General features: G+C 38.6%; 24 protein-coding genes and 10 tRNA genes. 9 read left to right on the top strand and 25 right to left on the bottom strand.

The window, feature by feature from the left end:
• Window positions 1-291: 291 nt before the first annotated feature.
• Window positions 292-819: a hypothetical protein gene (locus tag DC53_RS12740; RefSeq protein WP_033029109.1), complete on the top strand. Its 528-nt coding sequence runs from the start codon at window positions 292-294 to the stop codon at window positions 817-819.
• A gap of 21 nt (window positions 820-840) precedes the next feature.
• Here DC53_RS12740 and DC53_RS12745 read toward each other — a convergent pair whose 3' ends face one another.
• On the bottom strand, window positions 841-1,365 hold the full coding sequence (locus DC53_RS12745) for a CIA30 family protein (RefSeq protein WP_033029108.1): 525 nt from the start codon (window positions 1,363-1,365) through the stop codon (window positions 841-843).
• A 193-nt stretch (window positions 1,366-1,558) separates the two neighbouring features.
• Between DC53_RS12745 and DC53_RS12750 the strand changes: the two genes are divergently transcribed.
• Window positions 1,559-2,146, top strand: coding sequence for a LysE family translocator (locus tag DC53_RS12750; protein ID WP_007378264.1), 588 nt, complete (start codon window positions 1,559-1,561; stop codon window positions 2,144-2,146).
• A 12-nt stretch (window positions 2,147-2,158) separates the two neighbouring features.
• On the opposite strand, the gene DC53_RS12755 is transcribed toward DC53_RS12750, so the two are convergent.
• On the bottom strand, window positions 2,159-2,986 hold the full coding sequence (locus DC53_RS12755; RefSeq protein WP_008134662.1) for an AraC family transcriptional regulator: 828 nt from the start codon (window positions 2,984-2,986) through the stop codon (window positions 2,159-2,161).
• A gap of 154 nt (window positions 2,987-3,140) precedes the next feature.
• Between DC53_RS12755 and DC53_RS12760 the strand changes: the two genes are divergently transcribed.
• Window positions 3,141-4,514 carry an MATE family efflux transporter gene (locus DC53_RS12760; protein WP_033029106.1) on the top strand — a complete coding sequence of 458 codons (1,374 nt, stop codon included), beginning with the start codon at window positions 3,141-3,143 and terminating at the stop codon, window positions 4,512-4,514.
• Window positions 4,515-4,575: 61 nt separating this feature from the next.
• Here DC53_RS12760 and DC53_RS0120450 read toward each other — a convergent pair whose 3' ends face one another.
• Window positions 4,576-4,887, bottom strand: coding sequence for a hypothetical protein (locus tag DC53_RS0120450; RefSeq protein ID WP_007378267.1), 312 nt, complete (start codon window positions 4,885-4,887; stop codon window positions 4,576-4,578).
• 309 nt (window positions 4,888-5,196) lie between these two features.
• Between DC53_RS0120450 and DC53_RS12765 the strand changes: the two genes are divergently transcribed.
• The 4 genes from DC53_RS12765 (at window position 5,197) to DC53_RS21970 (ending at window position 7,087) form a co-directional block, all read left to right on the top strand.
• On the top strand, window positions 5,197-6,207 hold the full coding sequence (locus tag DC53_RS12765) for an RDD family protein (protein ID WP_033029104.1): 1,011 nt from the start codon (window positions 5,197-5,199) through the stop codon (window positions 6,205-6,207).
• Between the two features lie 88 nt (window positions 6,208-6,295).
• Entirely contained in the window at window positions 6,296-6,547 is a 252-nt protein-coding gene (locus DC53_RS12770; RefSeq protein ID WP_033029102.1) for a type II toxin-antitoxin system Phd/YefM family antitoxin, read from the top strand.
• Window positions 6,537-6,827, top strand: a complete 291-nt coding sequence (locus DC53_RS12775; RefSeq protein WP_033029100.1) for a type II toxin-antitoxin system RelE family toxin — start codon at window positions 6,537-6,539, stop codon at window positions 6,825-6,827. The genes DC53_RS12770 and DC53_RS12775 overlap by 11 nt, the downstream gene beginning before the upstream one ends.
• An 89-nt stretch (window positions 6,828-6,916) precedes the next feature.
• The gene (locus tag DC53_RS21970; protein WP_239462874.1) at window positions 6,917-7,087 is read left to right on the top strand and encodes a hypothetical protein; all 171 of its coding nucleotides are present in this window, start codon (window positions 6,917-6,919) and stop codon (window positions 7,085-7,087) included.
• Window positions 7,088-7,205: 118 nt separating this feature from the next.
• On the opposite strand, the gene DC53_RS12780 is transcribed toward DC53_RS21970, so the two are convergent.
• The 7 genes from DC53_RS12780 to miaB all read right to left on the bottom strand — a co-directional run bounded on the left by DC53_RS12780 (window position 7,206) and on the right by miaB (window position 14,492).
• Window positions 7,206-8,267 carry a DUF262 domain-containing protein gene (locus DC53_RS12780; RefSeq protein ID WP_033029097.1) on the bottom strand — a complete coding sequence of 354 codons (1,062 nt, stop codon included), beginning with the start codon at window positions 8,265-8,267 and terminating at the stop codon, window positions 7,206-7,208.
• Window positions 8,268-8,271: 4 nt separating this feature from the next.
• Complete coding sequence (locus DC53_RS12785; RefSeq protein ID WP_045984479.1) at window positions 8,272-8,859, bottom strand: hypothetical protein; 588 nt, start codon at window positions 8,857-8,859, stop codon at window positions 8,272-8,274.
• 162 nt (window positions 8,860-9,021) lie between these two features.
• The gene (gene lnt, locus DC53_RS12790) at window positions 9,022-10,584 is read right to left on the bottom strand and encodes an apolipoprotein N-acyltransferase (RefSeq protein ID WP_033029094.1); all 1,563 of its coding nucleotides are present in this window, start codon (window positions 10,582-10,584) and stop codon (window positions 9,022-9,024) included.
• Window positions 10,565-11,449, bottom strand: a complete 885-nt coding sequence (corC, locus tag DC53_RS12795; RefSeq protein WP_002958541.1) for a CNNM family magnesium/cobalt transport protein CorC — start codon at window positions 11,447-11,449, stop codon at window positions 10,565-10,567. The genes lnt and corC overlap by 20 nt, the downstream gene beginning before the upstream one ends.
• A 22-nt stretch (window positions 11,450-11,471) precedes the next feature.
• Window positions 11,472-11,930, bottom strand: a complete 459-nt coding sequence (gene ybeY / locus DC53_RS12800; protein WP_033029091.1) for an rRNA maturation RNase YbeY — start codon at window positions 11,928-11,930, stop codon at window positions 11,472-11,474.
• A 4-nt stretch (window positions 11,931-11,934) separates the two neighbouring features.
• Window positions 11,935-12,993: a PhoH family protein gene (locus DC53_RS12805; RefSeq protein ID WP_033029089.1), complete on the bottom strand. Its 1,059-nt coding sequence runs from the start codon at window positions 12,991-12,993 to the stop codon at window positions 11,935-11,937.
• A 50-nt stretch (window positions 12,994-13,043) separates the two neighbouring features.
• The gene (gene miaB, locus DC53_RS12810) at window positions 13,044-14,492 is read right to left on the bottom strand and encodes a tRNA (N6-isopentenyl adenosine(37)-C2)-methylthiotransferase MiaB (RefSeq protein ID WP_033029087.1); all 1,449 of its coding nucleotides are present in this window, start codon (window positions 14,490-14,492) and stop codon (window positions 13,044-13,046) included.
• A gap of 244 nt (window positions 14,493-14,736) precedes the next feature.
• On the opposite strand from miaB, the gene DC53_RS12815 reads away from it, so the two are divergent.
• Both DC53_RS12815 and DC53_RS12820 read left to right on the top strand, forming a co-directional pair.
• Window positions 14,737-15,918 carry an FAD-dependent monooxygenase gene (locus DC53_RS12815; RefSeq protein ID WP_033023809.1) on the top strand — a complete coding sequence of 394 codons (1,182 nt, stop codon included), beginning with the start codon at window positions 14,737-14,739 and terminating at the stop codon, window positions 15,916-15,918.
• A 193-nt stretch (window positions 15,919-16,111) separates the two neighbouring features.
• Window positions 16,112-17,701, top strand: coding sequence for a putative bifunctional diguanylate cyclase/phosphodiesterase (locus tag DC53_RS12820; protein WP_033029084.1), 1,590 nt, complete (start codon window positions 16,112-16,114; stop codon window positions 17,699-17,701).
• 5 nt (window positions 17,702-17,706) lie between these two features.
• Here the strand turns inward: DC53_RS12820 and DC53_RS12825 are convergent.
• From DC53_RS12825 to ispE, 15 genes are all read right to left on the bottom strand, one after another.
• Window positions 17,707-17,781: transfer RNA gene (locus tag DC53_RS12825), tRNA-Gln, on the bottom strand.
• Window positions 17,782-17,820: 39 nt separating this feature from the next.
• Window positions 17,821-17,905, bottom strand: a tRNA-Leu gene (locus DC53_RS12830).
• Window positions 17,906-17,976: 71 nt separating this feature from the next.
• Window positions 17,977-18,051 (bottom strand) — tRNA-Gln (locus DC53_RS12835).
• Window positions 18,052-18,091: 40 nt separating this feature from the next.
• Window positions 18,092-18,176: transfer RNA gene (locus tag DC53_RS12840), tRNA-Leu, on the bottom strand.
• A gap of 71 nt (window positions 18,177-18,247) precedes the next feature.
• A tRNA-Gln gene (locus tag DC53_RS12845) sits at window positions 18,248-18,322 on the bottom strand.
• Window positions 18,323-18,361: 39 nt separating this feature from the next.
• Window positions 18,362-18,446: transfer RNA gene (locus tag DC53_RS12850), tRNA-Leu, on the bottom strand.
• Window positions 18,447-18,535: 89 nt separating this feature from the next.
• Window positions 18,536-18,612 (bottom strand) — tRNA-Met (locus DC53_RS12855).
• A 5-nt stretch (window positions 18,613-18,617) separates the two neighbouring features.
• A tRNA-Gln gene (locus DC53_RS12860) sits at window positions 18,618-18,692 on the bottom strand.
• A 39-nt stretch (window positions 18,693-18,731) separates the two neighbouring features.
• A tRNA-Leu gene (locus DC53_RS12865) sits at window positions 18,732-18,816 on the bottom strand.
• 47 nt (window positions 18,817-18,863) lie between these two features.
• Window positions 18,864-18,940: transfer RNA gene (locus DC53_RS12870), tRNA-Met, on the bottom strand.
• A gap of 446 nt (window positions 18,941-19,386) precedes the next feature.
• Complete coding sequence (gene ychF, locus DC53_RS12875; protein ID WP_007378123.1) at window positions 19,387-20,478, bottom strand: redox-regulated ATPase YchF; 1,092 nt, start codon at window positions 20,476-20,478, stop codon at window positions 19,387-19,389.
• Window positions 20,479-20,531: 53 nt separating this feature from the next.
• Window positions 20,532-21,116 carry an aminoacyl-tRNA hydrolase gene (gene pth / locus DC53_RS12880; RefSeq protein ID WP_033029079.1) on the bottom strand — a complete coding sequence of 195 codons (585 nt, stop codon included), beginning with the start codon at window positions 21,114-21,116 and terminating at the stop codon, window positions 20,532-20,534.
• Between the two features lie 19 nt (window positions 21,117-21,135).
• Entirely contained in the window at window positions 21,136-21,747 is a 612-nt protein-coding gene (locus tag DC53_RS12885) for a 50S ribosomal protein L25/general stress protein Ctc (RefSeq protein WP_033029113.1), read from the bottom strand.
• 148 nt (window positions 21,748-21,895) lie between these two features.
• Window positions 21,896-22,843, bottom strand: coding sequence for a ribose-phosphate pyrophosphokinase (locus DC53_RS12890; protein WP_007378121.1), 948 nt, complete (start codon window positions 22,841-22,843; stop codon window positions 21,896-21,898).
• An 88-nt stretch (window positions 22,844-22,931) separates the two neighbouring features.
• A complete protein-coding gene (gene ispE / locus DC53_RS12895; protein WP_007378120.1) occupies window positions 22,932-23,789 on the bottom strand; it encodes a 4-(cytidine 5'-diphospho)-2-C-methyl-D-erythritol kinase in 858 nt (285 codons plus the stop codon).
• Window position 23,790 lies beyond the last annotated feature (1 nt).

Genomic DNA, 23,790 nt, shown 5'->3' with positions numbered 1-23,790 from the left:
TCTTCTTTGAACAATTTAACGAATTAAATTGCACTATAACGTTGTTAAAAATTTTCTATTTAGAACAACTAGATACAAAAATTTTTGCCTAGTTCTAGCGTAATTTTCTTAACGTTAAATAGACTTCATATATAAGCAGATTGGTATAATTTGATTCAAAGTAATTAATTGCTAAAGCCCTACTTTAATAAAGTGGGGCTTTTTGCTTTTAGCTAACAATAAAATTTACTCAAGGATTTTAATACGAGGTCGATACCTATAAAAGAGGTAAGCTATTTTAGGGACAAAATAATGAAGATTTCAGCGGCTCCCATTCCATACCAAGTACATAGCTCAAATACTCAACCTTTAGCGCAATCAGATAAACTAGCTGTTGAAAAAGGAAGTGAGGAAGAGAATGAGGAAGAGCCAAAATATGTGTTATCAAAGTTTTTAGATACCAAAGCGCAAAAATACAGTGAAGATAACGCAACATTTGGCGATCAGTATAAAAATCTCGAAAAAGTATATAAACACTTCACTGGGCGAGTTATTGCGCTGCAAGAACAAATTAATAAACTTAAACAAAGCCCCGTACAACGTAGTTTAACTATAAATACTTCAGCAAGTGAGCTAGATGAAAGTGATGCGAGTTTAACTTTAGACGCTGAGCACCTAGGTTCTAAAAAATATAAAAACACGCAACAGCAAGAGCAAATAGATATGTTAGAGCTGCAATTAGGGGAGTTAAAATCAGAGCAAGCGGCAATAAAGCAACAAATGGTTGAGTTGGTTATTAGTGAAATGAAAAGGCGGGGCGATCACGACTATACTGTATAGCGCCACTAACATGCTGGTGGGTTAGCTTTTAAATTCGATTTTACTCACTTCAAGTTTAAATTTACCTTCTTGCTTGCCTGCAATCATAAAGCCTAGCTGTTTTATATCATTAAAATCAATAATAGGCTGTTGCTCAAGCACTCGTCCGCGATACGTTAAAGTAAAATCACTCGGGGTAAAGTTGATTTCTACCCATTCGCTTTTTATTGTTTTAAATGAGTGGATGTACGCTGCGCCATCAAGGTAAGTAGTTGTTCTGAGCCTAAGCTGATAGATTTGCCCATCGCCTTTAACACGCAGCGCTATAATTTTTGAGTTTTGACCTTGCGTGTCAATTTCGGTACGTATTGATGCAAAACCGCCATTATTAGCAAGCGAAACATTGCCTGTAAACAGCAAGCTATCTTGTGTTTTTGTTACTTGGCTATTAGATACGCCGCCCATTACAGAGTCGTTGATAACATACCATTGTTGATTTGCATTGGCCTCGCTTGTCGCTAATACTAAGTTAAATACAAACAGTGACGAAAGCTGTTTAGTGGTCATGGTCGATCCTAATGAATTAACAACTTATAGATACGACTAAAAATATTAATAGTTCACAATGCTGAAAATTAAAAACTAGTATTGATATGCGCGAAATTACTTACTTTTATTTGATTAAGTCAATTTTGTTCAATACCAGCCTCTATTTAATGTAGACACTCACCATCAGTTTGAATTAATTAGAAAGTGAACCATGACTTTATCTTTAATTATGTCAATGTCGTTATTTGCATTAGCTGCGTCTTTATCGCCAGGGCCAGTTAATTTAGTTTCATTGAGCAGCGCACGGTATGGGCTAAGAACTGGCTTAATGTTTATAACCGGTGCAACACTTGGGTTTATTTTTTTGTTTTTAGTTATTGGATGGGGTTTAAACTATCTTCTTGATAAATTGCAATGGATCACTGAAGTATTGCAATGGGCTGGTATTACTTTTTTACTTTATTTAAGTTATCAATTATTTGTAGATAATGGTGAATTAAACTCAGACAGTAATAAAAGTTCACCTACCTTTATTACTGGGGTAATCATGCAATGGCTAAACCCAAAAGCATGGTTAGCATCACTATCGGGAATTGCGACTTACATCCCTAATGCAGAGCTATTTGAAGTGTTTACGTTTGCCAGTGTGTATTTACCAATTTGCTGGTTGTCGCTGAGCATGTGGGTATGGATAGGTATAGTGCTAGGGCAGTACTTTCAAAGTCCTGCAAAAATACGTTTTATGAATAAAGCATTGGCAGTGTTACTTGCCGGGAGTTGCTTTTTTATTATAAGTTAATGTGTTTTTATTCTAAATACAGCGTCGATATTGTGCTGGTGTTGCAGCAACCCGCTGTTTAAATACACGTTGAAAATGAGCTTGATCACTAAATCCTGCATTTTGAGCCACCGTTGAAATGGCATCGCCTTGCTTAAGCGCTTGTTGACTTAGTTGTATACGCAGATTTATCCGATAAGCATGTGGACTCATATTGAAGTGGCGTTTAAATGTACGTATCAAGTAGCTAGTATTAAAGCCAAATTTTTTGCTAATAACCTTAATTGGTTCGTCATCCTGACAATAAAGGGCGAGGTAGTTTGCAACTTTGTACAGCCTATTAGGAGGTAGGCACGTATTTTCTTTAATATCAGTGCTATCGATGTATTCAAATAACGTAATCAAATACTGGCTAAGTAAAGACTCTTTTTCTAAAGAAGACAGCTTATTCGACATAAGGTTTCGGCAAACTAAAACAAACTGCTGGTAAAATACAGGGGTTGTTAATGTATCAGGTTGGCTATTACACCAGTGGTTACTTGCCCTTATATTAAACTTAACAAGCAATTGAGCTAACCAACTTTTATCTACATGCATCATATAATAAGCCCAGGGCGAGTTTTGGTTGGGGTTGCATGCGTGTACAGCATCGGGGTTCATTAGCACTAAAGTGCCTTTATCTATTTGGTAAAGTTTGTCTTCACAAATAAATTCACTTTGGCCCTCTAAAATAGCACCAATTGACCACTGAGCATGAGAATGGGCGGCATAAGTTACTTTTCGACCATCCAAAACTTGCCTTAGTTCTACATAAGGTAGGGCGTTATCTCGCCAAAAAAGAGGGTATGTTGAAGGAATCATAATGAATCTTTTAATGAAGACTTACCGCCAGTATAGCAAAGTTGTAGTATGAAATTCACGCTATATAAAACACCTTTCCATAACTATTAAAAGTATGCTTAATTGCACGCAACTTGTTATGATAACTATTCTTATTAATGGTTAAGATAATAATATGCATGATCTAACTCGTGGCTCCATACCGAAGCATTTAATCAAAATGGCTATTCCTATGATGATAGGAATGATAATTCAAACATTGTATTTTTTAGTTGATTTATATTTTGTAGGTAATTTAGGTGGAAATGCTTTAGCAGGACTCAGCTTAGCGGGTAATGCAATGTTTTTAATTTTTGCACTCACGCAAATTCTTAATGTGGGAACAACCGCGTTGATTTCTCATGCAGCGGGTCGAAAAGATGCCAAAGATGCAAATGCAGTGTTTAATCAAAGTATGATGCTGGCTAGCTTAATGGCCTTGGTTGTCATGTTTTTAGGTTATTTAGGGTCTGATACATACTTAACTAGCATTTCAACAGACCTTGCAACAATTGAAGCGGGACAACGTTATTTGCATTGGTTTTTGCCGGGTATGGCATTGCAGTTTCCTTTAGTTGCAGTTAGTGCTGCGTTAAGAGGAGCCGGTATTGTTAAGCCAACTATGTTGATTCAAACCTTGTCTATTATCGTCAATATTATTTTATCTCCTATTTTAATTATAGGTTGGGGAACTGACTTTCCAATGGGTATAGCCGGAGCTGGGTTGGCAAGTACTATTTCGGTAGTTGTTGCGGTAGTAATGCTATGCGTATACTTTGTTAAGGCTGAAAAGTTCGTTACCTTTAAAGTCAGTTTATGGCGCGTAGATAGCGCTATTATAAAGCGCCTATTAGGGATTGGATTACCCGCAGGAGGTGAATTCTTTTTAATGTTTGCATATATGGGGTTAATTTATTGGTTAATTCAACACTTTGGACCTGAAGCCCAAGCTGGCTTTGGTTTAGGTTCTCGCATAATGCAGTCATTGTTTTTACCTGCAATGGCAATTGCGTTTGCTGCACCAGCCGTCGCGGGTCAAAATTTTGGTGCAAAGCAATTTGACCGTGTCCGAGAAACCTTTTTTTGGTCAGCCCTAATGACCTGTAGTTTAATGGCAATGTTAAGCGTAGTTTGCTTTTTTATTCCAGAATTACTAGTGCAAGGGTTCACTGATGATCAAAATGTTATTTTAGTTGCCGCTACATTTTTACAAATTATTTGTATTAACTTTATTCCTACGGGCATAGTATTTACGTGTTCGGGGCTATTTCAGTCTCTCGGTAACACACTCCCTTCACTTTATAGTACTACACTGCGGATTATTTTATTTGTTTTACCTGCTCTTTTATTAAGCCAAATGGATGGCTTTAATTTAACGCAATTGTGGTATTTATCGGCAAGCACAGTTGTTGTTCAGGCAGTTATTAGTTTTATGTTATTACGCAGAGAGTTTAGGTATCGCTTACCTAAAAGTGAGCCTATTGATGAGCGCTTAGTAATTTTAAAGTAAATAAATTTATGTAATATTAAAAAGGGGCTGTATGAAATCATAAAGCTCCTTTTTAGTTTATTTACTTTATTGAAGCTATAAATTCTTCATCAGCGTATAGATTCGTAAGCAATTTTTGAACTAATTCTACATAACTTCGCTGCCCGTTTGGTATTGCAATTGCTCCGAGAAAAGAAGAGTCGAAAGTGTGTTCGGCAGATATTACCTTATCAAATAAAGTAATATCGCCATCTGATACAGTAAATTTAACTTTTATAAACGCACTGCCTTCAGAGAAACCTGTTACATCAATGTCTTGCTCAATTACTTTTCCCGAGACTTGCTTTGTTGCAACGCCAGACCATAGTTTTGCTAGTTTTAATTCTTGTATCAAAGCGCTCTCAATATATTCACCATAGCTGTTGCCTACTGATGAAACAAGAGGAGAGCCTCGAAGCGATATCTTATTTAATTTTTTTCAGATTCAATTTTAAGGATGAAAGAAATTCGAGCATTAATATATGTTCAATAGGTACATTTGTAAATGATGTTAACCTAAAGTTTGTAATTTGAGGCTTATATTTCCTTTTATCCAATTGGCCGAGACGATGCTTTTTGTAAATTGGGGTAAAAGTTAATGTTGAGCAACAAATAAAAAACGCGTAACTTAATGCGGCTACCTAATTTAATAATAAGAATACAAATGAAAGCCAAAGAGATAGAGCAATTAGAATTATCAAATTCTGAAACCCGAGAAGTTGTTACCCCCTACGCCTTTAAAATTGACAGTGCTTTACTGGGCTTGCCTTTAGCTACACCAATTCGGCGTGCACTAGCTATTATTATTGATGTAGCACTGATATTTTTAGCAGCCAAACTCAGCGCGGCTTTAATAGCATTTGTTGCTGCAATGGCCTTATATAAAGGTACGGCACAGCAATACCTTCCAAAAATGTCGAATGTGTGGCGAAGAATCTTAAAAATAACGGCAGCAAGTATTTTATTTGTAAGCGCACTTACTATGCTTTCAATTGGCATTGATTACCTAGAAGACGAAAACGCTGATCAAGGTTTAGCTGTTCAGGGCGTAAAAATACAAGATGAAATTCAGCTTACCGCCACAGAAAAACAACAGGTAAATACTTATTTAGCGCAAACAGCTGATGAAAGCTGTGAGCAACCTTGCCAACAAAACGCGCTTGATAATTTAATAGGGGAAGTATCAAAATTAGCAGAAATGGACGACCTACAAAGCCCACAACTTGCTACCGTACTTTTACAACTATTAGTGCTCAGTGAAAATAACGAAATAAAGCCTGCACAGTTAATAGAAGAAAAACCTGCACAAACAACCTCAAACAGTATTTTGCAGTGGAGCAAAGGCATTATTCAAGACTTAGGCTTAGGGTTTGGTTGGGCTGCTGTTTACTTTACGTTGTTCTCGTTACTTTGGCGCGGCCAAACACCGGGTAAAAAGGTTTGTAATATCCGTGTGGTTGCCTTAAGCGGTGAGCCATTAGGATTATTAGATTGTTTTGGTCGCTACGGCGGCTACGGTGCAGGCTTTGCTACAGGCTTGTTAGGGTTTTTACAGATATATTGGGACCCAAACAGACAAGCTATTCAAGATAAAATATCAGCGACTGTGGTTATTAAAGGTGACCTGAATCAAGTGGTGGATGTTGAAACAGTTATAGATGCAGTGAAAGAGTAATAAAAACTAACAAGATTATAAAAAAGAATAGCTATAAATAAAAAAAGGTCTAAAATTAGGGCTTAATTTAGTTCTTTTTAGGTGTTTTATGAGACAAGTTTTAGCTGATTGTTCGGCAAGTATTTCAGAACTTAAAAAAAATCCAACAGCGCTTTTAAATGAAGCAGATGGCGCTGCAATAGCCATATTAAATCATAACAAGCCCGCTGCTTACTTAGTACCTGCACCAATGTATGAGCTAATTATGGAACAACTGGATGATTATGAACTAACTAAAGTTGTTGAGAGCCGCAGAGGCGATTTATCTCAAGCGGTTGAAGTCAGTATAGATGACTTATAAGTTAAAGTTTTTGCCTGCGGCGTTAAAGGAATGGGGAAAGCTAGCGCCCCTACTTAAAAGTCAGTTTAAAAAGAAGCTCATTGAACGCTTAGATAACCCACATGTGCCTGCATCCAAGTTGCGAGGCTTTGATAATGTTTACAAAATAAAATTGCGCACGGCAGGGTATCGCCTAGCTTACGAAGTTATTGACAACGAAGTTGTGGTTTATGTACTTGCAATTGGTAAGCGCGATAAAGATGCGATATATAAAAAGTTAGCGTCGCGAATTAAGGAATAGCTTGGCTGCTTAGCAATAAAAGCGATGTTTTGATTGCTGAAAGAAAGCCAGACGTTTCTTCTTATTTTGTTATTAATACAAGGATATGTATGAAAGTCTTATCAACAATATTTTTATATTTATTTTTCACAATAAATGTAAATGCCTCAGAGTTTATTATTTTAGCCAAAACGTATCATTTAAAATCTAGCATTTTAAATGAACAGCGTAATTATAGTGTTTACTTACCAGTAATACATTTAGGTAAAGCCTATGGATAAATCAGGCTACTGTGAAAATGAACATTATAAACATTCATTTTGCTTAGTTGGTATGATGTAATAATATGAAAAACCTCATAGATAATTTCAACTATGAGGTTTTTTATGGGCAGCGTAATTATTGAGACTTTTTTATTATATCCATTAGGTAAGAATGTCGTAGAAGTCTTTCGCTCGTATTATTTACACCTTCGGTTGCAGCTAGTCGATAATCCTCAGGTAAATTTGATTCAAATAATTCAAGATTATCGCTTAAAATATTGATATTGATATTAATATTACTTTCAATAGACGAGTATAATGCAATGAACAAGCTGAAAAAGTTAGCTTTATTATTCCAGTAAGATTTAGATTTCAATTTTAATTTTGAAAATACTTCGGCTACATTTTCGATATTTTTTATTAAATTAGTTTTATCGCGAAAATCTAAAGAAAAGTCATCAAGGAAGTTTACTACTTTGTCATTTCTTCTATACATCCCACCTATTACAGTAGACATTATATTTAAGATATACATAAGGTTATTTTTTTTTGAGATTTCAGTAATTGAAAAAATTGCTTTTGAAGTAAATAACTTAGTAGATTTTGATATTTTTTGCTTTTTTGCCCACTCATAAAATGAATCGGGTATATTCGGATCTTCTTTAAATGAATTATCACTTTTAGTTAATTCTATTTGGTCTGTTAGTAATTTAGCAACTAACATGTATTCTGAGGTTGAGTATTCTGAAGCTAATTTTTCAATAATAGTTAGAGAGTTTGATGTACGGTTAATTCTTTGGAAAATCTCTTTAACTCTTAGATCGTCATTTTCTAGATCTAGTTCGATTACAGCAATTTCATATTTTAAAAAGCTAGATTTTTCTTCTTCTGTAAGATCTTTATAGTATGAACCATCAACATCAAATTCATTTGAGATAAAAGTTTTAATTGCATCTGTTCTTTGTTGGCCATCAACAATACAAGAAACTGTGGACATTTTCTCTACATCTATTTTTCCCTTTGATATAAATATTTCAGGGAAAGGAAAACCGAGTAAAATAGTTTTTATAAAATCTTTCTTATGAGTTTCACGCCAAACTAAGTTTCTTTGGAAGTATGCATCAGGGATAAGCAATCCTTTATTTATGTCATTAACTAAATTTAATAATGATATAGATCTTACTTTATAACTAATCATAGAGTTATAGTTCCTTATTTTTTATATGGGCTTCTATCGCTGTTCTTTGTTTTTTTTCAAAAAAGCTTTGTGATAAATATAAATATGCATTTATACCCTTGAAGTATTTTGTATGTTTAGTTGCTAGCTTGCCGAAGAATGAATTAATTTCATTTCTTTCCTCGCATGCTGGCATTATCCTAGGCGGAAAAATACCTTTACTTATGCATGTAAGGTACTCACTTTTGAGGGATACTCCTGTGCGGGTATCTCTACCAAACTTTGTCGCATCTCTATATCCGTTAGTTAAATTAGAAACTATTTCCATATATTTTATAAAAAGGCGTTCATCAATAATGGCTATGTCTAAATCTGATTCAACTGGATCAAAAACAGTGTTTTTGTGTAGACTTTGGCCAATTTTACCTGAGCCAGTAATTTGAATAGAATGTATAGGAATAGAAAAAAAGTTACTGACTTCACTGAATATTTCGTATTGTAAATTTTCTTTACCAATAAAAGCAAAATGAGGGTATGAAAGATAAACTTTTCTAATTGTTTCTTCATGCGGGATATCTTTTTTAATATCTTGTTCTATCGCTTCTATATGCACAAAATCTCCTTAAATTTCAAATCCGTTTTCTAGATAGTAACTACTTTTACCCCACGGTAGAAGATCTATATAAGCTAAATATGGGTAGAACTATAATTAATATGACGTATTTCATTGTTTAACTGAGTTGCGATACCACATTGTATGAAAATAGAACCGAAGCTAATCAGCTCTAAAAAGTCTAGATGCTGAAATTAATCCCATACTACCAAGCAACAACACAAATCCCCACACAAATATGTTGCCGTATTGGCTGTACACGCTGTCGCCTTTTATAAGCTTAATGTTGGCTTTCAATATGGTAGCTTCAAACTGAGGCATGGTTTGTTGTGTGTGGCTTATAGGGTCGTATACAGCGCTTACCCCATTGTTAGTAACACGCACTAGAGGGCGTTGTAGTTCGAGCGACCGCATACGGGCTATTTGCATATGTTGCAAAGGTCCAATAGAGTCACCAAACCAGGCATCGTTACTTACAGTAAAGAGTAGGTCAGAATCGCTTTTGTAATTACCGCGGACTAAATCTGCAAAAACAATTTCGTAGCAAATAGCGGGTAGTAAATTAAAGCCGTTGGCGCGCAAGTTATTTTGCACTTTGTCGCCACGCGTAAACGACGACATAGGTAAATCGAATAACGGGGCAATAGGGCGCAAAAAATCTTGAAACGGTACAAATTCGCCAATAGGTAACAGCTGGTGTTTTTGATAGCGGTTTTTATTAAGGTAATGATAATGCCCGTGCTCGTCGCCGCGTTCTTTATTGCCGACCACAATAAGCGTATTGAATATGTTTTTGGTGTCTCGCTGGTAGTCAACAATACCGGTTACAAGGGCGGTTTTATTAAACGAGGCGGCACTGTCTAAATTGGCTAGGTAGGAATCAGCAAGCATTTCTATTTCAGGCACTGCGGCTTCTGGCCATACTATTAAGTCGGCATCCCAATGTGGGCGTGTCAGGTCTTGGTATTTGCTCATTGTGGTCCAAAACTCACTTGGCTCAAAGCGCAGGTGCTGCTGTATGTTCCCTTGTACGAGCAATACTGACATGTTTTTATCTGTGTAATGAATACTGCCGGTGGTGCTTGCGCCTGTAAAAATAAGCGCAACAGCTGTCGCAGTAACCGCCGGGGTTTTAAAATCTTTTTGGGTAAGTCTATATAGTGCAAAGCCAATAGCGACACAGGTGAGTGTTAAGCCAAACTCGCCAATATAAGGGGCAAGCAACCTTAAAGGTCCGTCGGTTTGTGTGTAGCCAAAACTTAACCACGGGAAACCGGTAAGTACGGTGCCACGTAAATACTCACTAATTGCAAAGCATGCAATGAGTAATGCGCCAAAGCTTTTAGGGCCACTGGCAAAGCGTGTAGTTGCCCAAAAGGCAAGTGCGGGAAATAACGCTAAGTATGCGCACAAAAATGCCATTAACGAGAGCGACGCTATAAGCGGCATACCGCCAAAGGTGGCAATAGAAACATGTACCCAGCTTATACCAGCACCAAACCAGCCTAGGCCAAATATAAAGCCATATTTAGCAGCGGTTTTTGCGTGTGCTTTACCGGTATTATTGGGATTAACGCAAAAAATTATGGTACCAAGGCTAATAAATACGATGGGCCAAATTTCAAAGGGGGCATAGCCAAAAGTTAAAACAAGGCCCGCAACGAGTGCGAGCCATGCTTTTTTATCTTTTGCTAATAAGGTAAGTCTAGTTAGCAGTTTCTTCACTGTCGTTATCATCAGCCTTAGGAACGGTGACTTGCAGTTGCAAAATACGACGATTGTCGGCGTTGGTTACTTTAAATTGGTAACCTTCTATGTCAATCGTTTCACCACGGCTTGGCATATGGCCAAATGCGTGCAGTACAGTTCCGCCAATAGTATCGGCTTCGTCTGTGCTGTAGCCTGTTTTAAAATGTTCGTTAAAGTCATCTACAGGTGTGAGTGCTTGCACTACGTGAACATGTTTAGCAAGTTGACGAATATCTTGATGTTCTTCTTCTTCGTCGTGCTCATCTTCGATTTCGCCAACAATTATTTCAAGAATATCTTCAATCGTTACCAAGCCCGATACGCCGCCGTATTCGTCAATAACAACAGCCATATGGTAGCGTTGCTGACGGAATTCGTTTAGCAATGTATCAACACGTTTGCTTTCTGGCACTACCATAGCTGGGCGTAAATAATCGCGTATTGATGGTAAGTGCTCGTCTTTATTTAAGATAAGCGGTAGCAAATCTTTAGCGAGTAAAAAACCTTCTACATGGTCTTTGTCTTCAATCACCACTGGAAAACGTGAGTGAGTTGAATCGACCATCATTGGAATTAGCTCTTCAAGCGGGCTGTCGATCTCAAGAGTGATCATTTGTGAGCGCGGAACCATTATGTCTCTCACTTTAAGCTCAGACACGCCAAGCACACCTTCTATCATCTCTTTTGTTTCAGGATCGATTACGTCTCGTTCTTGCGCATCGGCAATAACTTCGACCAGCTCTTCTCTATTCTGGGGTTCCCCTTGCAACATTTGGGCTATTCTGCCCAACCACGTTTTGCCAGAAGAACCCTGGCTAGATTGCGAGTTACCGTCGCTCATTGCGTCTAATTGCTCCGTTAATTTAAATATCGTCCCGGTATGGGTCTGCTATGTTTAGCTCTGCAAGTAATTGCTTTTCGATGCTTTCCATCTCAAAAGCATCTTCACTCTTTATATGGTCAAATCCAAGCAAATGCAAGCATCCGTGAATAACCATGTGAGCAAAGTGATCATGAAATGACTTTTCTTGCTCAATTGCTTCAGCTAATACAATGGCTGGGCAAATAATTAAATCACCAACCAAAGGAATATCTATTCCGGGTGGTGCTTCAAATTCAAACGACAGTACGTTGGTTGGTTTATTTTTACCGCGATAGTCGTTATTAAGTTGTTGCGATTGCGCTTCGTCGCTAATAACGATGCTGAGTTCTGACTCGTCACGGTATTGGCTAAGGGCTTTGTCGGCCCATAGTGCAAATTGTTCTTCGCTTGGGAGGTTGTCAAACTCACAGGCTATTTGTAAATCAAGTTCGGTTGTCAAAGTATTACTCTTTAGTAGTAGGCTGTTGAAGAGCTGCAAGTGCGTCTTTTGCATTTTGCTTTTCAATGCGCTTTAGTCGCTCGCTTTCGTCGTTACGCTCGTAGGCTTCAACTATACGAGCTACAACAGGGTGGCGTACTACGTCGTGGGCTTTAAAGTAGTTAAAGCTAATTTCGTTTACGCCATCAAGTACTTCCATTGCATGGCGAAGGCCTGAGCGTGTGCCACGAGGTAAATCAACCTGTGTTATATCGCCAGTAATAACCGCTTTTGAGTTAAACCCTATACGGGTTAAAAACATTTTCATTTGCTCGGCGGTGGTATTTTGGCTTTCATCTAAAATAATAAAGGCATCGTTTAGAGTACGTCCGCGCATGTAAGCAAGCGGTGCGACTTCGATGATATTTTTTTCGATAAGCTTTTCTACTTTTTCAAAACCTAGCATTTCAAAAAGCGCATCGTAAAGAGGGCGCAGGTATGGGTCTATTTTTTGACTTAAGTCGCCTGGTAAAAAACCAAGCTTTTCGCCGGCTTCTACAGCAGGGCGCGTTAATAATATACGGCGTATTTCTTGGCGCTCAAGGGCGTCGACAGCGGCTGCAACTGCAAGGTAGGTTTTACCAGTACCAGCAGGGCCAATACCAAAGGTAATGTCGTGGTTTAAAATATTAGCCACATAAACACCTTGGTTGTCGTTACGTGGTTTAATAACACCACGGCGGGTTTTAATCACCATTTCTTTGCCGTAAGCGCTGCTTGATGCATCTTGCTCTAGGGCTTTTGATTCGGTAATCGCTAAATGAACGGCATCGGGTTCTATTTCGCCTAAAACACCACGCACTGGTTGAGTATCAACATAAAGGTTTTTTAAGATTTCTACAGCGCCGGCGCAGTTGTGTAGTTTACCGGTTACTTTAAAAAAGTTGTCACGGTGAATTATTTCAACAGCCAGGTGGCGTTCAATTTGTTTGATGTTTTCGTCAAACGGGCCACATAAAGAAGAAAGGCGTTTGTTATCGGCAGGTTCTAAATAAATCTCTAACGTTTTTAACTGATTACTCAAAATTGCTTCCTATCGTACTGCGCCAGCGTTAACTGGCGCTAATTGTGTGACTAAGGAACGAAAGTAGCTACGCCAATTTCGTTAACAGTGTCTGGTTTTGGCTCTGCAGCTGCAGCTTTAGTTAAAATAGCTGAAGGAGCGACTTCACGTCGTAAGTTCATTTCTGATTCTGTACGAATTAAGTCACCACGTAAAGAGTTAGGCAGTGCTTCGGTAATACGTACATCAACAAACTGTCCGATCACTGTGTGCGGGCCAACAAAGTTTACTACACGGTTGTTTTCGGTACGGCCACGTAATTCCATTGGGTTCTTCTTAGAAGGACCTTCAACAAGGATACGTTGCTCTGTATCGAACATTTGACGGCTAATTTGCTGCGCCATTTGTGTAATACGGTTTTGTAGTAAGTATAAGCGTTCTTTTTTCTCTTGCTCTGTTACGTCATCTGGCAAATCTGCCGCTGGCGTACCTGGGCGCGCACTGTAAATAAAGCTAAAGCTCATATCAAAACCAATGTCGCTAATAAGCTTCATGGTTGCTTCAAAGTCTTCTTTACTTTCGCCTGGAAAACCAATAATGAAATCTGACGACATGCTTAAGTTAGGGCGAATTTTACGTAACTTACGAATTGTCGATTTGTATTCAATTGCCGTATGGCCACGTTTCATTAGGTTTAATATACGGTCTGAACCACTTTGTACTGGTAGGTGTAAGTGATCTACAAGCTCTGGTACATCGGCGTAAACCTCAATGATGTCTGGCGTAAATTCTACCGGATGCGATGTGGTGTAACGAATACGGTCAATACCATCAATAGCAGCAATAAGACGAATTAAATCTGAGAAGTAACAAATTTCGCCATCGTGCGTGTCTCCGCGGTATGCATTTACGTTTTGGCCTAATAGGTTAACTTCACGTACGTTTTGCTCAGCAAGCTGTGCAATTTCAAGTAATACGTCATCTACTGGGCGACTAACTTCTTCGCCGCGAGTATAAGGTACAACACAAAAAGTACAGTATTTAGAACAGCCTTCCATAATTGATACAAACGCAGATGGGCCATCAGCTTTTGGCTCTGGCAGGCGGTCAAATTTTTCAATCTCTGGGAATGAAATATCAATTACCGATGAGCCTTTGTCGCCTTGCACTTGTTTAATCATTTCTGGTAAACGGTGTAGTGTTTGTGGGCCAAAAATAACATCTACAAATGGCGCACGTTGACGAATAGAGTCACCTTCTTGTGAAGCAACACACCCACCTACACCAATTATTAAATCTGGCTTGTCGTCTTTTAACAACTTCCAACGACCTAACTGGTGAAATACTTTTTCTTGTGCTTTTTCACGAATTGAACAGGTGTTGAGTAAGATTACGTCGGCATCTGTTGCATCTTCAGTTAGCTGGTAGCCGTTAGTGGCATCTAAAAGTTCAGCCATTTTCTGAGAGTCGTATTCGTTCATCTGACAACCCCAGGTTTTAATATGCAGCTTTTTGCTCATTGAAATATAGCCTCGTGTTCAATTCGATAGTGGCACAAAAATGTGCTTGAAACAGGATTAAGGAGCAAGCATGCTCACTTAAAGGACGCGTATTTTAGCTGGATACCCGCCCAGATCCAAGTATAGTTTTCATGTTTGTGATCTCAAATCAATACGAGGCCAGTTTAATGTGCTGTTAGGGATATCCTCTGGTATAAAACAAATTAATTTTGATACAATCAAAACAGACTCAAGTAATAATAAAATGATGAAAAACATGACTAAAAATAATGTGATAGTGGTTGGTGGGGGCATGGTTGGCGCGGCTATGGCGATAAAGCTTGCCCAGCAAGGCTTTGGCGTACGTATAATCGAAAAACACCTAATAGACCCATCGCACATTTTTAGTAGCGATAAGGTGGATATTAGAGTGTCAGCTATTAATCGTTTTTCAGAAAATTTGCTTGATGAATTAGGTGCCATGCCGCTTTTAAGACAAAACCGCATAGCGCCTTATCAACAATTAGAGGCTTTTGAACGCGGTGGTGACAATTTGTTATTTGATTGCGCCGATATAAACACCACGCATTTAGGTCATTTGATTGAAAATAATTTAATTCAAGCCTGTTTATGGCAGCAATTTGATCATTATAAGATTGAGGTTATTGAGCAAGCCACACCGATTACTAAAATAGAGCAAACCAGTGATTTAATTACGCTTGAGTATGGCGCTCAAACCTATACCGCTGATTTAGTAATTGCAGCCGATGGTGGGCAGTCGCAATTGCGTGATAAGGCGAATATTGGTATTACGGGGTGGCAGTACCAGCAGCATTGCATGGGGGTGTTAATTAAACTCGATGCGCCGCAACAAATTAAAACCTGGCAGCAGTTTACGCCAAGTGGGCCACTCGCATTTTTGCCAATGCAGGCACCGCACGCTAATTTAATTTGGTACGACGATGCAAATACACTGCAAGCATTTAAAGGGCTAAGCCCAACTCAGTTAAAAACGCACATACTTAATAAATTCCCAGAGCTTGCTGGAGACTTTGAAGTACAAACCCATGCGATATTTCCGCTTACTCGCCAACATGCTAACAATTATTCGCAAGGGCGTTTGGTTTTAGTGGGCGACGCTGCACATACAATTAATCCGCTTGCAGGGCAGGGTGTAAATTTAGGTTTTCAGGACGTAGTGGCACTTGCTGAGGTTTTAGACAATGCAGGGGATATAGGGTGCCCGTTAATGCTTAAAGAGTATGAGCGAGCTCGCCGTAAGGCTAATTTGTTAATGATGAGCATGATGGATGCCTGTTACTTTGGCTTTTCTAACCAAGTAGCGCCGCTTAAATGGGCACGTAGCCAGTTTTTAAAAATGGCTAATAATACAGGGCCAATAAAAAACTGGGTGTTAAAATATGCCATTAGCGGAGAGCTAAGTTAGTTTCTAAAAAGATTACCCCCTAATAAAGCGATTAACAATGCTGTTAATCGCGCCCTTAAAAGTTATAACCTCTTCATAAAACAACAATCATATTTGGTAAGTGGGCTACCCTGAGCTTTTTAATGTATTTTATTTCGTTATTAGATTTATTAGCCATACTAAATGTATAACAAATTGCATTTAAAGAGTGTCTGTGGATAAGCCATTTATTTTTATGATTATAGTAGGGATATTACTGTTAACTGTAAGTATCAAACCAACAATACAAGTATGCAAAAGAACGAATCGGTTTGCATGGAGCTTACAGCTTATTTTAATTGTGCTGTTTATTTTTGGCTACTGTTGGGTACTTTATTATTTTACTTTTTATGGTAGTGAACCGTTTGTAACAACTAGTGTTTCATTTATTTTAGTTGGTGGCGGCACATTTGTGTATTTAGTTGTTAGGTTAAGCCTCAAAAGTATCTTAGAGCTAGAGCGATCAGCTCAACACCAACAATTTCTAGCTGAACACGATAGTTTAACTAACCTACCTAAACGTAAAAAATTCTTTAATGTACTCAATGAGAACATAGAATATAACCAACCTTTCATTTTGTTTTTAATAGATTTAAATAACTTTAAACGTGTAAACGATACTTATGGAAATAATTTTGGGGATTTGTTGTTGTGTGCATTTTCCAAAACATTAAGCCAACACTTATCCGAGATTGCTAAGTTATATAGAATCGGGGGAGATGAATTTGCATTGCTTTTAAACTCAGCCACTCAGGATAAGTATGATTTATGTATTCAATTAATAAATAAGTCAGTACAAAAACCTTTTTTAATTTATGAACAAACTATACGCGTTAAGCTAAGAATTGGAGTGAGCTATTACCCCAAACATAGTATGCAAACTAACGAACTATTCAAACAGGCTGATTTAGCGCTGCATGAAGCAAAAAAGACACAGCAACAGATTGTTATTTATTTTAAGGATTTGAGCATTAGGGCGGATAATTTATTTGATATGTCCTTACTTATAAAGCAAGCATTGAAAAATGAAGAGTTTGAGCTTTATTTACAACCAATATTTTCTTCTAACCTTAATGAAATGCATGGAGCTGAAGCATTAATACGCTGGCCACAAAGTGATGGTTCATTTATTAGCCCTGAGGTGTTTATTAAAACAGCTGAGCAAATGGGGTTAATTTTAAATATTTCCAAGTGGGTGGTGTTAGAAACTATAAATCATTTAAAGTCGTTAAAAGCTTTGGGGTTTATCGGGGCTATTCACGTAAATTTATCAACAAGGGATTTAGAGAGCCAAGATTTTTACGAGCTTATTGAGCAATTAATCAGTGTCGATCCGACGTTGAGTGACTCAATAATTTTTGAAATCACAGAGGGTGCTATGATGACAAATATAGAAGCCGCTCGCACTATGATGTACAAGCTTAACGACCGCGGTTTTGAGTTTAGTGTAGATGATTTTGGGACTGGATTTTCTTCGTTATCATTACTAAGAGAGTTACCAATCAACCAAATAAAAATAGACCGGTCATTTATTAAAGATATGCTAACACAACCCGCTGACTATGCGATTGTAGAATCAACGTTATTTTTAGCTAGCAGACTTAATTGTAAAGTAGTGGCAGAGGGCATTGAAAATAAAGCGCTTAGAAATACACTCACAGCAATGAAATGTGATTATTTACAAGGGTATTATTATAGCAAACCTATTAAAATTAATGATTTTATACTGAAGTACTTAAATGAAGAAATAGGTGGGGTAGTTTAACAAATTGGCTGGGATACCAGGATTTGAACCTGGGAATGCCAGGATCAAAACCTGGTGCCTTACCGCTTGGCGATATCCCAACTATAAATTTGCATTAGTTTTAGTTCTTAATAAGAACATGGTGCGGAAGGAGAGACTTGAACTCTCACAACCTAAGTTACTGGAACCTAAATCCAGCGCGTCTACCAATTCCGCCACTCCCGCATCACTAATTTGCTCATTTAAACTCTAAGCGAGAGCTATTCTTTTATCCAACTTTCCTTGGTAGAAGAAGTTGGCTGGGATACCAGGATTTGAACCTGGGAATGCCAGGATCAAAACCTGGTGCCTTACCGCTTGGCGATATCCCAACAAAGAATTATTTGATAGGTTTAGTTCGTATCAAGAACATGGTGCGGAAGGAGAGACTTGAACTCTCACAACCTAAGTTACTGGAACCTAAATCCAGCGCGTCTACCAATTCCGCCACTCCCGCATCAACAATTTGCTCATTTAAACTCTAAGCAGAGCTATTCTTTATGTCCAACTTTCCTTGGTAGAAGAAGTTGGCTGGGATACCAGGATTTGAACCTGGGAATGCCAGGATCAAAACCTGGTGCCTTACCGCTTGGCGATATCCCAACAAAGAATTAATTGATAATTTTATTTCTTATCAAGAAATGGTGCGGAAAGAGAGACTTGAACTCTCACAACCGAAGTTACTGGAACCTAAATCCAGCGCGTCTACCAATTCCGCCACTCCCGCATCGTTTGTGTAATAAAACACAGGTAGTTATTTTAAACTCTTCATTGAGTGCAATTTAACTCTTGCAGAGCCACTTCTAAAATAAGAAATGGTGGCTAAGACGGGATTTGAACCTGTGACCCCATCATTATGAGTGATGTGCTCTAACCAGCTGAGCTACTTAGCCATTGTTGGCTGGGATACCAGGATTTGAACCTGGGAATGCCAGGATCAAAACCTGGTGCCTTACCGCTTGGCGATATCCCAACAATAACAATTGATAGTTTTAATTCTTATCAAGAATTATGGTGCGGAAGGAGAGACTTGAACTCTCACATCCTAAGATACTGGAACCTAAATCCAGCGCGTCTACCAATTCCGCCACTCCCGCACACAAGGTAGTTATTTTAAACTCTTCATTGAGCAACAAAAAAATAATGGTGGCTAAGACGGGATTTGAACCTGTGACCCCATCATTATGAGTGATGTGCTCTAACCAGCTGAGCTACTTAGCCATCTTTTTTTGTTAGCACTTCATCGCTGAGTGCGGGGCGTATTATGCTGATATGACCCAAATTCGTCAACACCTTTTTTGCAAAAAAACACTTAACAGTGTTTGTTTGCAGGAAAATTAAGCTAAGCGGCTAACTTTTAATAAAAATGATGATTTTTTGACTACAATTCACATACAAAATTTACAGTTAAATAAAAAAGAGCAAAAGCCTGCAATTTAAAACTGTTTGATAATTAAACAAATTGTTAGGGACTTAACATTAACTTGTCGATGAGGTATTTTTTATTGAGGTTAAATCTTCGCCGCTGTGTATTTTTTAGATTAAACGCTGACTTTTAGCTTGTGATTACATCAATTTTATAAGTTTATAAAGCTGAGGGTACAAAAAAGGCTCGTAAAAACGAGCCTTTAAAAATTATTACCAATCTAAATTGGTTTAATTTGTACTTATACGTTGAACAAGAAGTTCATTACATCGCCATCTTTAACAATGTACTCTTTACCTTCTTGACGCATCTTGCCTGCTTCTTTTGCGCCACTCTCACCTTTAAAGGCAACAAAGTCGTCAAAAGCAATAGTTTGCGCACGAATAAAGCCACGCTCGAAGTCAGTATGGATTTTACCCGCTGCTTGTGGCGCTGTCGCACCTACAGGGATTGTCCATGCACGCACTTCTTTTACGCCAGCTGTGAAATAAGTTTGTAACTGTAGTAATTCATAACCACCACGAATAACAAGGTTAAGACCTGGCTCTTCTAGACCAAGATCAGCCATAAACTCAAGCTTGTCTTCGTCATCTAGCTCTGAAAGCTCAGACTCGATAGCGGCACATACAGGAACAACAATCGCATCTTCAGCTGCAGCAATAGCGCGTACACGATCAAGGTATGGGTTATTTTCAAAACCATCTTCAGCAACGTTTGCAATATACATTGTTGGTTTAATCGTTAAGAAGTTAATAGAGCTGATTGCTGCTTTTTCTTCTTTAGTAAGTGCTAGACCACGTAAAGTTAAGCCTTCATCAAGATGTACTTTTACTTTTTCAAGGACAGCATTTTGCTCTTTAGCGTCTTTATCGCCACCTTTTGCTTTTTTTGCATTACGGAAAAGGGCTTTTTCAGCGCTATCCATATCAGCAAGTACTAACTCAGTGTTGATTACGTCAATATCGTCAGCAGGGTCAATAGTACCAGCTACGTGGATGATGTTTTCATCTTCAAAACAGCGAACTACGTGGCCAATTGCATCGGTTTCACGAATATTAGCTAAAAACTGGTTACCAAGGCCTTCACCTTTAGATGCGCCTTTTACTAATCCTGCAATGTCTACAAATTCCATACTAGTGGTAAGAATTCGTTGAGGATTAACAATTTTAGCAAGTTCGTCTAGACGAGGATCTGGCACAGGTACCACACCTGTATTAGGCTCAATGGTACAAAAAGGAAAGTTAGCGGCTTCAATACCCGCTTTAGTTAGTGCATTGAAAAGCGTTGATTTACCAACGTTAGGCAAGCCAACGATGCCACATTTAAAACCCATAGTAAGATACCTTGTTTAGAATTCGTTTAAACGGTGTACTTGGACCCAAGTTACTAGGGTTTAAACGAATGTAGTCTGTTTTGTGCTTTTAACACACCATCTTTTGCAAGCATTTCCATGCAACGAACTGCTTCATCAACAGCAGCATCCATTTTTTCTTGGTCTTCTTTGGCCGCTTTTCCAAGCACCCAACCAGTTACCATTTCACGATGCCCCGGATGACCTACACCAATGCGCAAGCGCATAAAGTCTTTTTGATTTGCCATTTTTGCAATAATGTCTTTTAAACCATTATGACCGCCATGCCCGCCGCCTTTTTTTAATTTGGCAACGCCTGGGTCTAAATCCAATTCGTCATGGGCAACTAAAATGTCCTCGACAGGGATTTTGAAAAAATTAGCTAAACTACTGACCGCTTTACCACTTAAATTCATGTAAGTAGTGGGGATCAATAATTTGAATTCTTGGCCTTGAATTATCACTTTGCCTGTAAGGCCGTGATACTTAGGATCGTGTTTTAGGGTGCAGTTATAGCGTGCAGCGATTTGCTCGATAAACCAAGCACCTGCATTGTGGCGTGTGTTTGCGTATTCGGGGCCTGGATTAGCCAGGCCCACAAGCATTTGAATAGAATTCAAGGTTGCGAGACCTTAAAAATTATTCTGCTGCTGCAGCGTCGTCTTCAACTGGAGCTGCTTTGTTTGCTTTGATAGTCAGGATAGACTGATCATGGCCTTCGCCTTTACCTAAATCTACAGAGCTAACGCCTTTAGGGAAAGTAAGGTCAGAAATATGAACAGAATCGCCAACAACAAACTTAGAAACATCTACTTCAATGAATTCTGGAAGTGCTTTTGGAAGACACGTAATTTCAACTTCAGTTAACTGGTGAACAACAGTTGCGCCAGCTTTAGTTACAATCTCTTCACCGATGAAGTGTAGAGGAACTTTAGTTTGAAATTTATGAGTAGCATCTACACGTTGGAAATCAAGGTGAGTAAGCTTAGGCTTGAATGGGTGACGTTGGATATCTTTTAAGATTACTTCAACAGCTTCGCCATCTACGTTAAGCGTAAGGATATGCGTGTAAAAGCCTTCGTCTTCTTGTGCTTTGATCATATCTTTATGAGCAAAAGTAAGTGATAAAGCTTCTTTATCAGCTCCGTAAAGGATTGCTGGAACTTTGTCTTCGCGACGTAGGCGGCGGCTCGCACCAGTACCAGTTTCTACGCGAAGTTCAGCGTTATAAGTGTAAGTTTTGTTAGACATGATGTCTCCAATAATTAAATGTGTAGGGCCTTTGCGACCAAGGACCCCAGCCAAAAGGCGCGCTATCATACCACCACACGATTTTAAAATATACATCGCTTACAAAAAAAGCGCCTAAAGGCGCTTTTATATTCAGAAATGTTTGATTTTAGTGCTCGAACATCGCTGAAATAGATTCCTCGTTACTAATACGACGAATAGTTTCCGCTAACATATCTGCAAGCGTTAATACCTTAATTTTATCAAGGGCTTTAAGTTCCTCAGATAATGGAATTGAGTCAGTTACAATAACTTCATCAATTACTGAGTCACGTAAATTTTCTGCTGCTTTACCTGAAAGAATCGGGTGGGTAGCATAAGCAAATACACGCTTTGCACCATGTTCTTTAAGTGCTTCAGCTGCTTTACATAAGGTACCACCGGTATCAATCATATCATCGACGATAATACAATCACGGCCTTCAACGTCACCAATAATATGCATTACTTGAGAAACGTTTGCTTGTGGGCGGCGTTTATCAATAATAGCTAAATCAGTATCATTTAGTAATTTTGCAATAGCGCGAGCTCGAACAACACCACCAATATCTGGAGATACAATCACGACATCATCAAAATGACGCTCTTTCATATCTTCAAGTAATACAGGGCTACCGAATACGTTATCCACTGGTACATCAAAGAAGCCTTGGATTTGCTCTGCGTGTAAATCAACCGTAAGAACACGGTCAACACCAACGCTTGATAAGAAATCTGCAACAACTTTAGCAGTAATTGGTACACGGGCAGAACGTACACGACGATCTTGACGGGCATAACCAAAATAAGGAATGACGGCAGTAATACGACCTGCAGATGCACGACGTAGTGCATCAACCATAACGATAAGTTCCATAAGGTTATCGTTTGTAGGGGCACAGGTTGATTGCAATATAAAAACATCCGAGCCACGAACATTTTCATTTATTTGAACACTGATCTCACCGTCGCTAAAACGGCCAACAACAGCATCGCCTAATTCAATATATAAACGTTTTGCAACTTTTTGAGCTAACTCAGGTGTTGCGTTACCAGCGAAGAGCTTCATGTCAGGCACGGTTGGGTTCCTCAGGCACTGAAATTTTGGACTAACGGGCAATGATAAATACCACTGCGAGTTAACTTATTATTACTTGTACGTTACTTCATTGATCGAATATGGCGGCTAACTCCGTATGAGCAGGGGAGATATTAACGCTTGAGGCGATAAATCCCTGCCAAGTATGGGGGAGATTAGCAAGTACATCTTGTGCTTGAACTTGACTCGCAAATTCTACAAAACAACATGAACCTGTTCCGGTCATCTTCGACGGAGCGTATTTTAGCAACCACTGGAGGGTCTTTTCAACCTCGGGACAGAGCTTTTTAACTAAAGGCTCACAATCGTTGGTCAAAGTATGGTGTTTCCAATCGCCTAAAATTTTTGGTGTATCGCGTTTTAAATCCGGATGCGTAAATATTGTAGCTGTACTTACATGTTGATTTGGGTGTACGACGCAGTACCATTTTTGCTCAAGTTCTACTTGGTGTAATTCTTCGCCAATCCCATGTGCTATGGCGCTTTGACCTCGAACAAATACAGGAACATCAGCCCCTAGTTGTAACCCTAAACGTGCTAATTCATCTAAACTACGATCAATTTTCCAGAGTTTATTTAAGGCCAATAACGTGGTCGCAGCATCAGACGAACCACCGCCAACACCGCCACCCATTGGTAAACGTTTTATTAAATTTATTTTTACACCCAGTCGTGTTTTACTCTGAGTTTTTAATAATAAAGCGGCTTTATAGATTAGATTATCGGTTAATGGTATGCCTTTAGTGTCACCTGTTATAAAAATGTCGGGTGTATCTATCAGCTCAAAAGTCAGTTCGTCACCAAAATTTAAAAAAGTAAATAACGTTTCTAACTCATGATAGCCATCTTCACGGCGACCATTAATGTGTAAAAATAAGTTGAGTTTTGCCGGAGCAATAAGTGTAAAAGACGTCGTGTTATTCATA

Origin of the sequence: Pseudoalteromonas fuliginea (assembly GCF_000690055.1) — a bacterium.
Lineage (GTDB): Bacteria > Pseudomonadota > Gammaproteobacteria > Enterobacterales > Alteromonadaceae > Pseudoalteromonas > Pseudoalteromonas fuliginea.
Note: the sequence above shows the minus strand (reverse complement) of the source record. Positions and strands in the feature narration are given on the sequence as shown.

Coding starts and splice junctions, on each gene's coding strand:
- DC53_RS12740 (WP_033029109.1), top strand. CDS start 292: ATGAAGATTTCAGCGGCTCCCATTCCATACCAAGTACATAGCTCAAAT.
- DC53_RS12745 (WP_033029108.1), bottom strand. CDS start 1,365: ATGACCACTAAACAGCTTTCGTCACTGTTTGTATTTAACTTAGTATTA.
- DC53_RS12750 (WP_007378264.1), top strand. CDS start 1,559: ATGACTTTATCTTTAATTATGTCAATGTCGTTATTTGCATTAGCTGCG.
- DC53_RS12755 (WP_008134662.1), bottom strand. CDS start 2,986: ATGATTCCTTCAACATACCCTCTTTTTTGGCGAGATAACGCCCTACCT.
- DC53_RS12760 (WP_033029106.1), top strand. CDS start 3,141: ATGCATGATCTAACTCGTGGCTCCATACCGAAGCATTTAATCAAAATG.
- DC53_RS12765 (WP_033029104.1), top strand. CDS start 5,197: ATGAAAGCCAAAGAGATAGAGCAATTAGAATTATCAAATTCTGAAACC.
- DC53_RS12770 (WP_033029102.1), top strand. CDS start 6,296: ATGAGACAAGTTTTAGCTGATTGTTCGGCAAGTATTTCAGAACTTAAA.
- DC53_RS12775 (WP_033029100.1), top strand. CDS start 6,537: ATGACTTATAAGTTAAAGTTTTTGCCTGCGGCGTTAAAGGAATGGGGA.
- DC53_RS21970 (WP_239462874.1), top strand. CDS start 6,917: ATGAAAGTCTTATCAACAATATTTTTATATTTATTTTTCACAATAAAT.
- DC53_RS12780 (WP_033029097.1), bottom strand. CDS start 8,267: ATGATTAGTTATAAAGTAAGATCTATATCATTATTAAATTTAGTTAAT.
- corC (WP_002958541.1), bottom strand. CDS start 11,449: ATGAGCGACGGTAACTCGCAATCTAGCCAGGGTTCTTCTGGCAAAACG.
- miaB (WP_033029087.1), bottom strand. CDS start 14,492: ATGAGCAAAAAGCTGCATATTAAAACCTGGGGTTGTCAGATGAACGAA.
- DC53_RS12815 (WP_033023809.1), top strand. CDS start 14,737: ATGATGAAAAACATGACTAAAAATAATGTGATAGTGGTTGGTGGGGGC.
- ychF (WP_007378123.1), bottom strand. CDS start 20,478: ATGGGTTTTAAATGTGGCATCGTTGGCTTGCCTAACGTTGGTAAATCA.
- DC53_RS12885 (WP_033029113.1), bottom strand. CDS start 21,747: ATGTCTAACAAAACTTACACTTATAACGCTGAACTTCGCGTAGAAACT.
- ispE (WP_007378120.1), bottom strand. CDS start 23,789: ATGAATAACACGACGTCTTTTACACTTATTGCTCCGGCAAAACTCAAC.